This window comes from Pseudomonas sp. NY15463 (genome assembly GCF_048068415.1).
In the GTDB taxonomy this organism is placed as follows: domain Bacteria; phylum Pseudomonadota; class Gammaproteobacteria; order Pseudomonadales; family Pseudomonadaceae; genus Aquipseudomonas; species Aquipseudomonas mosselii_C.
This window is the reverse complement of sequence record NZ_JBLUQD010000001.1, coordinates 646,375-661,914: the sequence shown is the minus strand read 5'-3', so window position 1 is coordinate 661,914 and position 15,540 is coordinate 646,375. Positions and strand designations below refer to the sequence as shown.

At 65.5% G+C, this 15,540-nt stretch carries 3 protein-coding genes; all 3 read left to right on the top strand.

Annotated elements, in window-relative coordinates; genetic code table 11:
* The first annotated feature begins 140 nt into the window (after positions 1-140).
* The 3 genes from ACNFIC_RS03255 (at position 141) to ACNFIC_RS03245 (ending at position 15,539) form a co-directional block, all read left to right on the top strand.
* Positions 141-1,133 carry a TauD/TfdA family dioxygenase gene (locus ACNFIC_RS03255; RefSeq protein WP_416779882.1) on the top strand — a complete coding sequence of 331 codons (993 nt, stop codon included), beginning with the start codon at positions 141-143 and terminating at the stop codon, positions 1,131-1,133.
* A 67-nt stretch (positions 1,134-1,200) separates the two neighbouring features.
* Entirely contained in the window at positions 1,201-6,006 is a 4,806-nt protein-coding gene (locus ACNFIC_RS03250) for a condensation domain-containing protein (protein WP_416779880.1), read from the top strand.
* On the top strand, positions 6,003-15,539 hold the full coding sequence (locus ACNFIC_RS03245) for an amino acid adenylation domain-containing protein (RefSeq protein WP_416779876.1): 9,537 nt from the start codon (positions 6,003-6,005) through the stop codon (positions 15,537-15,539). Before ACNFIC_RS03250 ends, ACNFIC_RS03245 begins: the two co-directional genes overlap by 4 nt.
* Position 15,540: the final 1 nt, after the last annotated feature.

The window sequence follows — 15,540 nt, the reverse complement described above, 5'->3', positions numbered from 1 at the left end:
ATAGATACGCTGCTGCTTCGCCAACTTGCGTGCAGCAGTAGCGTACGCGGCTTATACATAAATAATATTAATTCACGTTTGATAGTGAGTATGTTTTGCGATAACTTGTTGCGCCTCATCAGTAGCGCCAAGGAATCCAGATGCTTACCGATTTGCTCAGCCGTGCAGACCATTCACTGGATGAGGTTCAGGCGCGTGGCGAGGGGCTGCTACCTCGCGTGTTGCGCGCCCCGGTTCCAGGCGACTCCTGGCGTGATCACGCCGCGCTCATCAAGCGTGCTGTCGACTGCGATTTGCAGACCATCGGGGGCATCCTCTTTCGCGATTTCGCCTTCCGTGACACCAACGACTTCGAAGATTTCGCCCGCAGTTTCGGTCACGAGCTGCTGACCTACGACTACGCTTCCACGCCGCGCACCAAGCTCAACAGCCGCGTCTATACCTCCACCGAATACCCCGCTCACCAAGTCATTGCCCTGCACAACGAGCAGTCCTACGCGTTGAACTGGCCGATGAAGATCTGGTTTCACTGCATCCAGGCCGCGCCGGTCGGTGGCGAGACCCCGATTGCTGACAGTCGCCTGGTGTATCAGCGCATCGATCCGGCCATCCGCCAACGTTTCGCTGAAAAACGCCTGATGTACGTGCGCAACTACGGCAATGGTCTGGACCTCACCTGGCAGCAGGCTTTCAGCACCGAGGATCGCAGCGAGGTCGAGCACTTCTGCCGGCTCAGCCACATCGACTTCGAGTGGAAGGACGACGGCGAGCTGCGTACCCGCCAGGTCTGTCAGGCCGTCGCGCAGCACCCGGTCACCGGGGAGTGGGTCTGGTTCAATCAGGCGCATCTGTTCCATATCTCCAACCTCCCGGCAGCGCTACGCGAAACGCTGGTGTCGATCGTCGGAGAGGAGGGTGTGCCACGTAACGTCTTCTACGGTGACGGCTCGCCCATCGAGCCGGAGGCGCTGGAGCATGTGCGCGATGTCCTGCAGCGCACCCAGATCAGCTTCCCCTGGCAGGCGGGCGACGCGCTGATGCTCGACAACATGCTGGTCGCCCATGGCCGCTCCACCTTCCAGGGAGAGCGCAAGGTGGTGGTGGCCATGGCCGAGCCCGCTTCGGCTGTCTGACGCTGAATAACCCTCGAAGCCACTGCCAGGGTGGCTTAGCTCGAATCCGCATTATTAAGGACGACCCATGCTCGACCGCCTGATGTACGACTGCTGGCTGCGCGGTATTCGCCTGTCCACAAGCGAAGGCCGCCTGGTGATTTCCACCGGTTTGCCGCAGGCCCTGAGCGCCGCGCTGGAGGGTGAGCTGCAATCGCGTAGTGCTGAGATACTGCCCTGGTTGGCGCGCCACCCGGACTACTTCCAGGCGCGCCCGCTCAACGATAACGAGCAGGCCTTGTGGTTCCTGCAACGCATGGAGCCTGGCAGTTGCGCCTACAACATCGTGCTGGCTGGGCGTATCAGGCCGCAGTACCTCTGGGCGGATCTGCCGCATCGTCTGGAGCGGGCCTGGCAGGTGGTGCAGCAGCGTTATCCGCACCTGTGCAGTGCCTATGTCGAGCGTGATGGCGAGTTGGTGCAGTGGGACAGCAGGCCGCAGCCCACTTCGCTACAGTGCGAAACCTGGCAGGACGCGGATGCCGCCAGCTTGCAGCGGCGTGTCGTCGAGCTGGCCGACAAACCCTTCGATCTCAGCGCCGGCGAGGTCAGCCGGCTGGTGCTGCTGAGCAACCAGTTGGGCGAGCGTGTCGAGTACACGGTGCTGTTGGGTATCCACCATATCGCCTCCGACCTGACCACCTTCGACGTGTTGTTCAGCGAGCTGTTCGCCCTGGCCGATGGCGAGGTGCTTGCCGATGTCGACCCCGAGGCCTATCGCAACTGGAGCAGCGCCGTGTACCTGCGCAGCGAGGCGATCGAGGCCGAGGAACTGAACTGGTGGCAGGCACAGCTGGCCGATGCGCCGACGCTGGAGCTGCCCACCGACTTCGCCCATGGCAGCACCCAGGGCTTCGAAGGTGGAGAGCTGTCTTTCCATTTTGGTGCGCACGACAGCCAGCGGCTGCGTGCAGTGGCCCAAAGCCTGGGCGTGACGCCCTACGTTTATTGGTTCTCGCTGTTCCAGCAGTTTCTCAGTGTGCTGTCCGGGCAGGAGGATTTCGTGCTCGGTACGCCCAGTGGCTGGCGCCTGAAGCGTGAGCAGGCTGAGCTGCCGGGGTATCTGGTCAACCCGTTGCCGGTGCGCTGCCGCGTGCGCCGTGACCTGTCCAGCGCGCAGTGGGCCACGCAGGTGGCTGGCACTGTCCGGCAGGCTTTGCGCCATCGTCACTATCCCTTCGCGCGCCTGGCCAAGCACCTGGACTTGCCACGGCAGATGGGTCGGGCACCGGTGTTCCAGCACATGTTCACGCTGAACAAGGAGCGTGACGTGCCGTTCGAGCGCTACATCGAGCGCATGATGGGCGAGCAGCGTGGTGCGGCCCACGAATTGAACCTGGTGATCATCGATGACACGCCTGAGTTCGTCGGGCGCTGGCGTTACAGCAAGGCGTTGTATCGACACGAGAGCGTCGAGCGTTTTCAGGTGCAGTTCCTGGCCCTGGTCATGGCGGCCATGGAGCAGCCGGGCGTGCCGTTTGCCGAATTGGACTGGCTGCCACACGCGCAGCGTTCGCAGTTGTCGGGCGAACGCCTGCCGGTAGCGCACGAGAGCGCCTGGAACGCTTTTGCCCAACACTGCATGCAAAGCCCCCAAAGCATCGCGCTTGAAGATCAGCAGGGGCAATTGAGCTATGCCGAACTGGCCAGCGCTGTGGTTGCCCGTGGCGAACGCCTGCACGCCTTGCTGCGTGCAAGCGGTGATCGGGTTGCTCTGTGCCTGCCGCGCAGCCGTGAACTGGTGATGCACATGCTCGCCGCGTGGCAGTGCGGCGCCACCTATCTGGCCCTCGACCCGCAGTGGCCCGAGTCGCGTCTGCTGGAGATCTGCCTGGATGCGGCACCCAAGGTATACGTGGGCGAGGGTGAACGACCCGCCTGGTTACCCGCGCAGGTGCAGTGGCTGGCCGTGCCGGCCGAGGCGCTGTTCAGCCAGGCGCCGCTGCGCGCCAGCGTGCCTGCAGACTTGCCCGCCTATGTGGTCTACACCTCCGGCTCCAGCGGGCGACCCAAGGGCGTTGAGGTGACCCAGGGCAACCTCGTTCACTATGTCAGCGCCTGCCTGGAGCGCCTGCGCCTGAGTGCCGACGCCAGCCTGACGAGCCTGGCCAGTTGTGCCACCGACCTGGGCCACACCGCCTTGTTCGGCGCGCTGCTCAGCGGCCGGCGCTTGCGCCTGTTGGACGAAGCGCTGGCCTTCGATGCCGAGGAACTGGCGGCGTTGCTTGGGCAGCAACCGGTGGACATGCTCAAAATCGTGCCTTCGCACCTGAACGCCTTGCTGGTGGCCCGCGAGCCGCAGCGCCTGTTGCCGCGCCAGTGCCTGGTCCTCGGTGGCGAAGCGCTGGGCGCCGATCTGCTGGCGCGGGTGCACGCCCTCAGCCCGCAGCTGCGTATCGTCAACCACTACGGGCCCAGCGAAACCACGGTGGGCGTTTTGACCCACGAGGTCGAAGGCGAGGGTGACGCACCGCTCGGGCGTCCTCTGGGCAACGTGCGTGTCAGCGTGCGTGGGCCGGATGGCGCAGTGCTGCCGGCTGGCGTCAGCGGCGAGTTGTATATCGAGGGGGCGACCGTGGCACGCGGCTACCTGAGTGCCAGCGAGGTCGATCAGGCGCGCTTCGGTGCACGGGGTTACCGCACAGGTGACCGGGTACGCCTCGATCATCTAGGCCGGGTGCTGTTCCTCGGGCGCCTGGATGAGCAGGTGAAGATTCGCGGCTACCGCGTCGAGCCCTCGGAGGTGGCGGCGCAATTGCGCACGCTGCCACAGGTCGAGGATGTGCGCGTACTCAACGCGCCGACGCCGTTGACCGGCAACCGTCTGGTGGCCTTCCTGGTCGCAGCGCCGAGCGCACTGGCGGATATTCAGCGCGCGTTGCAGGCGCGTCTGCCGGACTACATGCAGCCAGCGCAGTGGCACTGCCTGGAGGCGATGCCACTGCTGGCCAACGGTAAAGTTGATCGTCAGGCGTTGTCGAACCTGGCCGAGCAAGCGCCGCGTCCTCTTGAGGCACGCACCGAGCAGCCGCTTGATACGCTGGAAAGCGCCTTGCTGGCGATCTGGCGTGAACTGCTGGGCAACCCGGACATCGGCCCGGACGACAACTTCTTCGCCCAGGGTGGCGATTCGATTCTCGGCCTGCAGATCATTGCCCGTGCACGCCAGCAGCAGATCACCCTCACCCCCAAGCAACTGTTCGCCGAACCCAGCGTGCGGGCGCTGGCGCGCGTGGCACAGACGCCACAGCGCGCCAAGGTCGAGCGTTTGCTGGCGATTGCCCGCGCTATTCTGGAAAAGCCCGACCTGCAAGCCGACGACAATTTCTTCGCAGTCGGTGGCGACTCGATCCTCAGCCTACAGATCATTGCCCGTGCCAAGCAGCAGGGCTTGCAGCTCAAGCCCAAGCAGATCTTCGAGTTCCCATCGGTCAGCGGCTGGGCCGAGCAGGCCGTGGAACTGGCCAGTGTGGCCGAGCAGGCCAAGGCCGATAGTGCCGAGCCGAGCGCCGCGTTCGCCCTGACGCCGATCCAGGCCTGGTTCTTCGACCAGCGGCAGACCACGCCTGCATACTGGAACCAGTCCCTGTTGCTGGCCGTTCACCAGCCTCTGGAGCCTGTGCGCCTGGCCCAGGCATTGGCGAGCTTGTTGCAACGTCACAGCAGCCTGCGGCTGACCTTCGAGCGCAGCGGGCAGGGCTGGCAGCAACGCTATCAAGCGTTGTCGGCGGTAAAGGCCGACACACTGTTACAGGTGGTCGAACAGCCGCTGGACGACGCCTTGCTACAGCAGTGGCAGCAGGGCTGGCAGCTGGATCGAGCACCGTTGATTCGCTGGGTGTATTTCACCGAAAGCGGGCATCTGCTGTGCACCGCGCATCACCTGCTGGTCGATGCGGTGTCCTGGCAGGTACTGCTCGAGGAGCTGGAAAGCCTGTACCACGACCCGCGAGCCTCGTTGCCGGCGGTGTCCACGCGCTTTGATCGCTGGAGCGAGGCTTTGCAGCGGCATCGCCTGGCCCCTGAAGTGCTGGCCCAACGCGACTACTGGCAGGCGCAATTGGCCGAGGAGGGCGAGGTCGCTCCTGCGCTCAGCCTGTATGCCGAAAGCCGTACGCTGGAAACCAGACTCTCCGTCGCCAGCACCGAATGCTTGTTGGGCGACTGCCATGCCGCCTACAGCACCCAGGTACAGGACCTGCTGGTGGCGGCACTGGCGGGCGTGATCGGCCAGTGGCTGGGGCGCGAACAGGTCACCCTGGAGATGGAAAGTCACGGCCGCAGTGGCTGGGAGCAAGGTCCTGACCTGTCGCGCTCGGTGGGTTGGCACACCAGCCGCTACCCGTTGGCCGTGCCGGTCACCGAGCAGCCGGAAGAGGCGATCATCGCGGCCAAGGAGGCCTTGCGCCGCGTACCCGAGCAGGGCATCGGCTACGGCCTGCTGCGCCTCGATCCACAGCATGGGTTGGGTGCCGCTTCGCTGCTGACGTTCAACTACCTCGGGCGGGTCGACCAGTGGTTGGGGAATTCGCGCCTGTGGCGCTTGGCGCAGCCGTTGTGCCCGGCCATGCGCGCTCCTGAAACCCGCCGCACCCATTTGCTCGACGTGACCGCCCTGGTCGACCTGGGCCAGCTGCATATCGAATGGCGCTACGCCCCGCAGGTGCATGATCAGGCCCTGGTCAGCGCGCTGGCACAGCAGTTCGAGCAGCGCATCGAAGCCTTGCTCGAACATTGCCTGGCCCCCGAAGCGGGCCGCGCCACCGCCGCTGACTTCGCCGACTCGGGGCTTTCCGACGATGAATTCCTCGGTCTGCTCGAGCAACTGCAATGAACAACCCCCACGGCGCCCCCGCATCCCCAGCCCCCGGCAAGGAGACCCTCGGCATGAACGACAAGGTCAAAGCACTTTCCCGCAATATCGAGGCCATCTACCCCCTGGCGCCCATGCAGCAGGGCTTGCTGTTCCACAGCCTGATGCACCCAGGCAAGGGCATGTACCTGCTGCAATACCGTCATGTGATGGTACTGCCGCAACTCGATCTACAGGCCTTCAGCCAGGCCTGGGCACAGGTGGTGGAGCGCCACGAGCTGCTGCGCACCTCCTTCGTGTGGAAGCAGCAGAAGCGCCCGATGCAGGTGGTGCACAAGCAGGTCGAACTACCGATCAGCTATGCGGACTGGTCGGATATCGATGAGGCTGAGCAGCAGGCGCGTCTTGAGCAACTGCTGGCCGAGGAGCGTCGCGAGGGATTGGATTTCACCCAGGCCCCGTTGATGCGTGTGCGCCTGTTCAAGCTGGCCCCGGATACCTATCAGTTCGTGCGCAGCTATCACCACATCCTCATGGATGCGTGGTGCTTCTCCATCATCATGATGGACTTTCTCGAAGGTTATCGCGCCGCCCGTGAGGGGCGCCGCCTGGCACTGCCCAAGCCACGCCCGTACCGCGATTTCATCCGCTGGCTGGAGCAGCAGAAGCCGGAGGATCATCAGAGCTTCTGGCAGCAGCGCCTGGCCGGCTTCGACACGCCCACCGCGTTCGGTTTCGGCCACCCTGGCCGGGTGGTCGATGCAGCGGAACCGGTGGAGGATTGTGTCGAACACCTCAGCACCGAGCAGACACAGGGTCTACAGCAGGCGGCAAGCGGCCTGGGCATTACCCTCAACACCTTGGTACAGGGTGCCTGGGCCTTGCTGCTGGCGCGTTACAGCGGTAATCGCGACCTGTTGTTCGGCGTCACCGTGGCAGGGCGCCCGGTGCACATGCAGGGCATGGACAGCATCGTCGGGCTGTTCATCAACAGCCTGCCGCTGCGCTGGAGCTGTGACCCGCAGCAGCCCCTCGGTACCTGGCTCAAAGCCTTGCAGGCCGAGAACCTGAGCGTGCGCGAACATGAAAGCGTGTCACTGGCGCAGATCCAGGGATGGAGCGATGTACAGCGCCAGGATCTGTTCCAGAGCCTGTTCGTCTTCGAAAACGCGCCGATCTCCGCCAGCCTGCGCCAAGGTCAGTTGGACTACCTGATCAGCGACATGGCCAACCGCACCCACACCAACTATCCGGTGACCGTGGTGATCGTGCCTGGCGAGCGCTTGCACCTGCAACTGACCTACCAGACCGACTGGTTCCTGCGTGAGGAAATCGAGCAGATGCTGCGCCACTTGCGCACGCTGTTGCTGAACATGGGCGCGAGCCTTGGCAATGATGCGCAGACTCCGCTGCAACACATCGGCATGCTCGATGCGGCTGAAGTCGCCGAGCAACACGCCTGGGCCAGCGGTGGCCTTGCGGCGGACACCGCGCAATTGCAGCCGTTGTACGTCGAGCGCGTGCAACAGCAAGTACGTCGTACCCCCGAGCGAATCGCCGTGGTGCACGGCGAGCGCAGCCTGAGTTTCGATCAATTGAACCGGGCAGCCAACCGACTGGCCCGGCATCTACGCGCCAATGGCGTGCAAGACGGCGACCTGCTGGCGTTGCTCGATGAGCGTGGCCTCGACCTGGTGGTGATGATCCTTGCCACACTCAAGGCAGGCGCCGGCTGGCTGCCGCTGGACCCGCGCAATCCGCCGCAGCGCCTGGCCCAGGTGCTGACTCAGAGCCGTTCGCCGCTGTTGCTGCACGGCGTGCAGCAGGCTGAGCTGGCGCAGCAGGCGTTGCAGCAGATGGCGCAACTGCCAACGGCGCTGCACTACGAACCTGCGGCCCTGAGCGGCTACAGTGATGCCGACCTGGACATTCCGGTGCACGGGCTGTCGCTGGCCTACTGCATCTTCACCTCCGGCTCCACTGGCACGCCCAAGGGGGCGATGGTGGCCCACGCCGGCATGCTCAACAACATCCTCGGCAAACTGCCGGGCCTGGGCCTGAATGAAGATGACGTGATCGCCCAGAGCGCGCCGCAGTGCTTCGACATCTCCGTATGGCAGACCCTCGCCGGGCTGGTGCTGGGCGCGCGCACGGTGATTTTGGGGGACTGCGTGATGCAGAACCCCGAAGCCCTGGCCGAGGCTGTCGCTCGCCACGGCGTGAGCATTCTCGAGGCGGTGCCGTCGCTGATGCAAAGCCTGCTCGATGCGGGCCTGGAGCGCACGGCGCTGCGCTGGGTGTTGGCCACTGGCGAGGCGCTGCCACCGGCGCTGGCGCGGCGCTGGTTCGAGCGCTACCCCGGCATCCCGCTGATGAACGCCTACGGGCCAGCCGAATGCTCCGACGACGTGGCCTTCCATCCGCTCACCGAGCGCCTGGACGCGTCGCGCAGCAGCGTGCCGATTGGCCGCGCCACTCTGAACAACCGTCTGTACCTGCTCGATAGCGAACTGCAACCGGTGCCGCGTGGTGCAGTGGGGGAAATCTTCGTCGCAGGCGTGGGGGTTGGGCGTGGCTATATGGCCGACCCGGCCCGTACGGCGGCGGTGTTCTTGCCCGATCCCATCGCCAACGACGGCAGCCGCCTGTATCGCACCGGCGATCTGGCACGTTTCCTGGCCAATGGCGACCTGGAGTACGTCGGTCGTACCGACCATCAGGTGAAGATTCGCGGCCATCGTATCGAGTTGGACGAGATCGAAGCCTGCCTGACCCGTTACCCGGGTGTGCGTGAAGCGGTGCTGCTGGCGCGTGACGACCAGCAGCGCGCCAAGGTACTGGTCGCTTACCTGGTGGCCGACCCGCAACCCTCCATCGAGGCGCTGCGCGAGTTCGTGACCGCCAATCTGCCGCCTTACATGCTGCCCAGCGCGTTCATGTTGCTCGAACGCATGCCGCTCAACGCCAACGGCAAGATCGACCGCAAGGCCCTGCCGGCGCCTGACTTCGCCGCACAAAGCGAAGCGCGCTATGTCGCGCCAAGCAGCGCGCTGCAAGCGCAGTTGGCCGAAGCCTGGCAAGCTGTGCTGGGGCTTTCGCGGGTTGGCATTGAGGATCACTTCTTCGAATTGGGCGGGCATTCGTTGTTGGCCACGCAGCTGATTGGCCAGATCGGCAAGCTGTGCGGCAAGGACCTGCCGCTGCGCGTGGTCTTCGAGCGCCCGACCATTGCCGCGATGGCCGAGTGGCTGGAACAACAGCAGGCCAGCGAGACAACCACACCCAAACGTCTGCCGCGTCCGCAGACCCTGCCGCTGTCGTTCGCCCAACAGCGCCTGTGGTTCCTGCAACAACTGCAACCGCACAGCCCAGCCTACAACCTGGCCGGCGCAGTACGCCTGAGCGGCGACCTGCATGTGGCTGACCTGCACGCAGCGGTGCAGGCGCTGGTCGATCAGCACGAAGTCCTGCGTACGCGTTTCGTCAGTGACGGCGGTGAGCCGTCGCAGGTCATCCTTGCCCAGGCCGAGCTGGCCTTGCCGCTGATCGACGTGGACAGCGAGGCGCAACTGCATGCCTTGCTGCGCCAGGACGCAATGACGCCATTCTGCCTGGACAGCGCGCCGCTGCTGCGTGCCTGCCTGTATCGCCTCGGGCCGCAGGCGCACGTGCTGGCGCTCAATTGCCACCATATCGCCGCCGATGGCTGGTCGTTGCAACTGATCATCGACGGTCTCTGCGCCCATTACCGCGCGTTGCGCCATGGGCAAAAACCTGCGTTGGCCGAGGCGCCCATGCAGTACGCCGACTATGCCCTGTGGCAACGTCAGTGGATGGACAGCACGGCCTGCCAGGACGAACTGGCCTACTGGCGCGAGCAGTTGTCCGGCGACTTGCCGGTGCTCGACCTGGCCGCAGACTTCCCCCGTCCTGCGCATGCCAGCCAGGCTGGCGGGCGCGTCGAGCAACGCCTGCCGGATGCGCTCGCAGCGCGTCTGCGGGCATTCAGCGCAAGCCACGGCTGGAGCAACTTCATCCCCATGCTCTGCGCCTTCCAACTGCTGCTGCGCAGCCGCAGCGGCGAGCGCGACATCCTCGTCGGGGTGCCGGCCGCCAACCGTCATCACGCGGCGTTGCAACCGCTGGTGGGCTGCTTCGTCAACACCTTGGTGTATCGCCAGAAACTCGCCGGCACGGCCAGCCTGCTGCAACTGATGCGCGAGTTGCAGGCGTTGTCGGTGGCGGTGCAGTCGCATCAGGATCTACCTTTCGACTACCTGATCGAACAGCTCGGCGTGGCTCGTCAGGTCAGCTACAACCCGTTGTTCCAAGCCATGTTCAACTACTTCCCGGGGCATGCCCTGGAGCGTTTCGAGCTGACCGACCTGATTGCCGAGCCGCTCGATAATCGCCCCGACAGCGCCCTGTGCGATCTGCACCTGGACGTGCGCGACAGCGAACACGGCATTGCCCTGAGCTTGCAGTACAGCAGCGAGCTGTTCCGCGAACAGACCGCCCAGACGCTGCTCGCGCAGTACTTGGCGTTGCTCGATGCCGTGCTCGAACAACCGCAACAACTACTCGGCGAACTCGTCTGGCAGCCCGAGCAGGCTGCGCTGGCACGCCTGCACGGTGAAGCGGTACAGGGGCGTGAAGACATTCTGCAGGCCTTTGCACGGCAGGTCGCCGCGCAGCCCGCTGCCATCGCGGTACAGGCCGGTGAACAGCGCCTGAGCTATGCCGAACTGAACCTGGCGGCCGAGCGCCTGGCGGCTGCCTTGCAGGCCCGTGGTGTTGGCGCCGAAGATCGTGTGGCCTTGCGCCTGCCGCGCGATGCGCGCCTGCCGATGGCCATGCTGGCCATTCTCAAGGCTGGCGCCGCCTACGTGCCGTTGGCTGAGGACACCCCGACCGAGCGCGGCCGTTACATCCTCGCCCATGCGCAGCCGCGGTTGTGCCTGACCAATGCCGAGGCCCTGGCGGAACTGGCCGAGTGGGGCAGTGCGGTCGAGCTGCTGGATGTCGATGCGCTGGTCAGCACCGAACCCTACCGCGCGCCGAACGTGCATCCTGGCCAACTGGCCTACGTGCTGTATACCTCGGGCTCCACTGGCCAACCCAAGGGCGTGGCGATTAGCCGTGGCAATCTGATGAACCTCATGCTCGGCGTGCAGCAGGTGCTGCCGTTGACCACGCATGACCGCGTGCTGGCGCTGACCACCGCGACCTTCGACATCGCCATCGTCGAACTGCTGCTGCCGCTGGGGCGCGGCGCCAGCATCCTGCTCGCCGACCGTGAACAGGTACGCGACCCGCAAGCGCTCGACCGCCTGATCGAAGCCGGCCAGCCAACGGTAATGCAGGCCACCCCGGCCACTTGGCGCATGCTGGTGGCGCACAGTGTTCGCAGTTGGCAGGGCGTGCGCGCGATTTCCGGTGGCGAGGCCCTGCCGTGTGCGCTGGCCGAGGCCATGGAGCAGCGTGGCGCCCAAGTGATCAACGGTTATGGGCCGACCGAGGCCACCGTCTACAGCACCTTCGAGCCGCGTCAAGGCGTGAGCGGTGGGGTGGAGGTGCCAATCGGCCAGCCTGTGGTCAACACCGCCGCCTATGTACTGGATGCCGACTTGCAGCCGGTGGCGCCGGGTGTTTCCGGTGAGCTGTACCTGGCCGGGGCCAACCTGGGGCGTGGTTATTTCGCCGCGCCTGCCCTGAGCGCGGCGAACTTCCTGCCTGATCCGTTCGTGCCGGGCGCGCGCATGTACCGCACCGGCGACCGCGTGCGACGCAATCCCCATGGCAGCCTGGACTATCAGGGGCGCCTGGACTTCCAGGTCAAGTTGCGTGGTTTCCGTATCGAGCTGGGCGAGATCGAGGCTCTGTTGGCGCGGCTCGACGGGGTGCGCGAAGCGGCCGTGGTGCTACTGGGCAGCGGCGACAGCGCGCGCCTGGTGGCTTACTACTCGGTCACGCCGACGGCGAGTGCTGAGCTGAACGATGCCGCGCTACGTGTGCAACTGGCGCAGCACCTGCCGGACTACATGCTGCCGAGCCAGTTCGTACGCCTCGACAGCTTGCCGCTGAGCCCCAGCGGCAAGGTCGAGCGCAAGGCGTTGCCAGCGCCACGCCAACACGAAGGTCAGCGCGACAGCGCGCTGAGCGAACCGTGGGAGGCACAACTGGCCGAACTGTGGTGCGAGTTGCTGGGTTGCCATGTGGTGGGCGCCAGCGACAATTTCTTCGCCCTCGGCGGCCATTCGCTACTGGCAGCACGCCTGGTGGCGCGCATCGCCGAGCGTTACGCGCGGCGCTTGCCGCTGCGTTGCGTGTTCGAGCGCCCGACCTTGGGTGAACTGGCGGCCAGTCTGGCCACTGCCGAGAGCGCAGGCGAGGGCATTCTGCGACCATTCGGCGAGGCGTCGGCACCGCTGCACTTCACTCAGCAACGGCTGTGGTTCCTCGACCGTTTGCAGGGCGACACCCAGGCTTACCACCTGTCACTGGCCATGCACCTGCACGGTAACCTGCAAGCCGAGGTACTGGAGCGCGCACTGGCAAAACTGGTGGAACGCCAGCACAGCTTGCGCAGCGTGTTCAGCGAGACTCAAGCGGGGGCGCGGCAGCAAGTCGTGCCATTGCACGGCACGTTGCTCAGTGTCGAGCCTTTGCAACAGGGTGTGCATTCAGCGGCCTTCGCCCGCACCTTGAGCGAGGAATCGCAGCGCGCCTTCGATCTTGGCGCGACGCCGCTGTGGCGGCTGCGGCTGTATCAGGGCGAAGGGCAGAGCGTGCTGCAAGCCACCTTGCACCACATCATCGCCGATGCCCGTTCGCTGGAGATCTTCTTCGATGAGCTGCAACGTCTTTACCTTGCCGAACTGAACGCAACCGAGGCCACCCTGGTGCCGCTGCCGTTGCAGTTCAGCGATGTAGCCGCCAGTTGGCAGACGCCTGCCGGCCAGGCACGTATCGAGGCGCAGTTGGACTACTGGCGCCAAGCACTGGCCGGCGAGCCGCCGGTGCTGGACCTGCCCACCGACCTGCCACGCCCAGCCGAGCAGGGCTATCACGGGCGGCGCCTGCGTTTCGAGCTGCCCGCCGAGTTGGTCGAACGCCTGCGTAGCACCGCGCAGCGTCATGGCCTGACGGCCTTCGCGCCGCTGCTGGCGGCTTGGAAAGTGCTGCTGGCCAGACATTCCGGCCAGCGCGAGCTGTGGATCGGGCTGCCGGTAGCGCAGCGTCAGCAGGCGCACACCGACAATCTCATCGGCTATTTCGCCAGCACCCAGGTACTGCGCAGCCAGATCGACCCGCTGCAATCGGTGGCGTCGTTCTGGCAGGCGTTGCAAGCCACCCACCTGAGCGCCCAGCAGCACGGCGACGTGCCTTTCGAGCGACTGGTGGAAGCCTTGCAGGTGCGCCGCGATCTCAGCCATACGCCGCTGTTCCAGGCGCTGTTCAACCTGATTCAGCGCGATGACGTGGCGGCTGTCGGCCACGGCTTTGCCGGGCTGTCGGCGCAGCGCCTGGATGTCGAGAGCGACAGCGCCCTGGTGGACATCGGCCTGCATATCGAGCAGCACGGCAGCGCCTGGCACTGCGTATTGGAGTACAACACCGAGCTGTTCGTCGCCGGCACCATGCAGCGCTACGCCAACGAGTACCGTCACCTGCTCGACGGTATGCTGGCACGGCCCGAGGCGCGCCTGTGGGATATCGACCTGGCCAATGCCGATCAGGCCCTGACCCGCCGCCCGTGGAACCTGCCCGCGCATGCGCTGAGCCAGACGCCGGATCTGATCGCGCGCTTCGAGCGCCAGGCCCTGGACACCCCGGATGCGCTGGCGGTGGATTGCCAGGAGCAGCGTTACAGCTATGCCCAGCTCAACGCCCAGAGCAACCGCCTGGCCCACTGGCTGCGCGGCCAGGGTGTCGGCTGCGATGATCTGGTCGCGCTGTGCCTGACCCGAGGCCCCTGGCTGCTGCCCTGCATCCTGGCGATCCACAAAGCCGGCGCGGCCTACCTGCCGCTGGACCCACAACAACCGGGCGCACGCCTGCGCTTTATCATCGAGCATGCGCGGCCACGGCTGGTGCTCAGCGAGCAGGCCTGCGCTGAGGTGCTCGGCGGTGTCGACAGCCTTGCAGTCGAGCACCTGCCGCTGGACGAACAGCCAGCGCACGACCTGGCACTACCGGTGTCGCCGCTGCAACTGGCCTACGTGATCTACACCTCAGGCTCCACCGGTACGCCGAAGGGCGTACAGGTCAGCCGTGGCAACCTGAGCAACCTGCTTGCTGGCCTTGATCGCCAGTTGCCGCTGACGGCCAAGGACGTCTGGCTGGCCAGCACCACCTACGCCTTCGATATGTGCAAGCCGGAGCTGTTTCTGCCGCTGCTCAACGGCGCGGCCATCCTCCTTGCACGTCGCGAACAGGTGGTCGATGGCCATCGCCTGTTCGAACTGCTGCGCCGTGCCACCGTGTTCCAAGCCACGCCTGCCGGCTGGCAGATCCTGCTGGAAACCGGGCGTGACGACTGGCCAGCCCTGCGCGGCCTGATCGGCGGCGAAGCCGTACCGGCGGAACTGGTGAGTGTGCTGCAGGCCAAGGGGGTGCGGCTGATCAACGCCTATGGCCCGACCGAAACCACGGTCTGGTCTACCACCCAGGCGCTGCGCGAGGTGCCGGCCGGGGTCGCCGATATCGGCATGCCGCTGCTCAACACCCGTTGCTACGTGCTCGATGAATGCCTGCGGCCAGTGCCGCTGGGCAGCACCGGCGAGCTGTACATCGCCGGCAGCGGGGTGACCCGTGGCTATCAGCGAGCGCCTGCGATCAGCGCAGCGGCATACCTGCCCGATCCGTTCGCCAGCGAACCTGGCAGCCGCATGTACCGCACCGGCGACCTGGTGCGCCGCCGTAACGACGGCTGCTTGGCCTATGTCGGCCGCGCCGATTTCCAGGTCAAGGTGCGTGGCTTGCGCATCGAGCCGGGCGAAATCGAATCGTTGCTGCGCCGTTACCCCGGCGTGGAAGAGGCGGTGGTGATGCTCGATGCACGCAGCCACAGCCTGTTCGCCTGGCTGCAAGCCGCAAGCCCAGTCGACGAGGCAGCGCTGCGCCGTCACCTGGAAAACCTGCTACCGGCCTACATGGTGCCGGCTGGCTTCATCCAGGTGCAGCGTTTCGCCCTCAATGCCAACCACAAGATCGACCGCAAGGCCCTGCCGGCGCCGCAAGCGCAAACCGAGCAAGGTGTGGCGCCGCGTACCGCGCTTGAGCACGAACTGGCCGAGCTGTGGCAGGAGCTGCTGGATCTGCCGCAGGTCGGCGTGCTCAGCAGCTTCTTCGAGCTGGGTGGCCACTCGCTGTTGGCGATGCGTCTGATGACCCGCGTGGAGAGCCGCTTCGGCGTCAAGGTCGAGCTGCGCAGCCTGTTCCACAACCCGACCATTGCTGGCCTGGCCGAACAGATCGAAAACCCGCAGCGGCCTTCGACTGACCAGGCCCTGGATGAGATGCAGCGTTTGCTGGCAGAGATGGAAGACTGAA

What these genes read in the sequence shown, in the direction of transcription:
- ACNFIC_RS03245 (WP_416779876.1), top strand. Translation starts at nt 6,003, where the DNA reads ATGAACAACCCCCACGGCGCCCCCGCATCCCCAGCCCCCGGCAAGGAG.
- ACNFIC_RS03250 (WP_416779880.1), top strand. Translation starts at nt 1,201, where the DNA reads ATGCTCGACCGCCTGATGTACGACTGCTGGCTGCGCGGTATTCGCCTG.
- ACNFIC_RS03255 (WP_416779882.1), top strand. Translation starts at nt 141, where the DNA reads ATGCTTACCGATTTGCTCAGCCGTGCAGACCATTCACTGGATGAGGTT.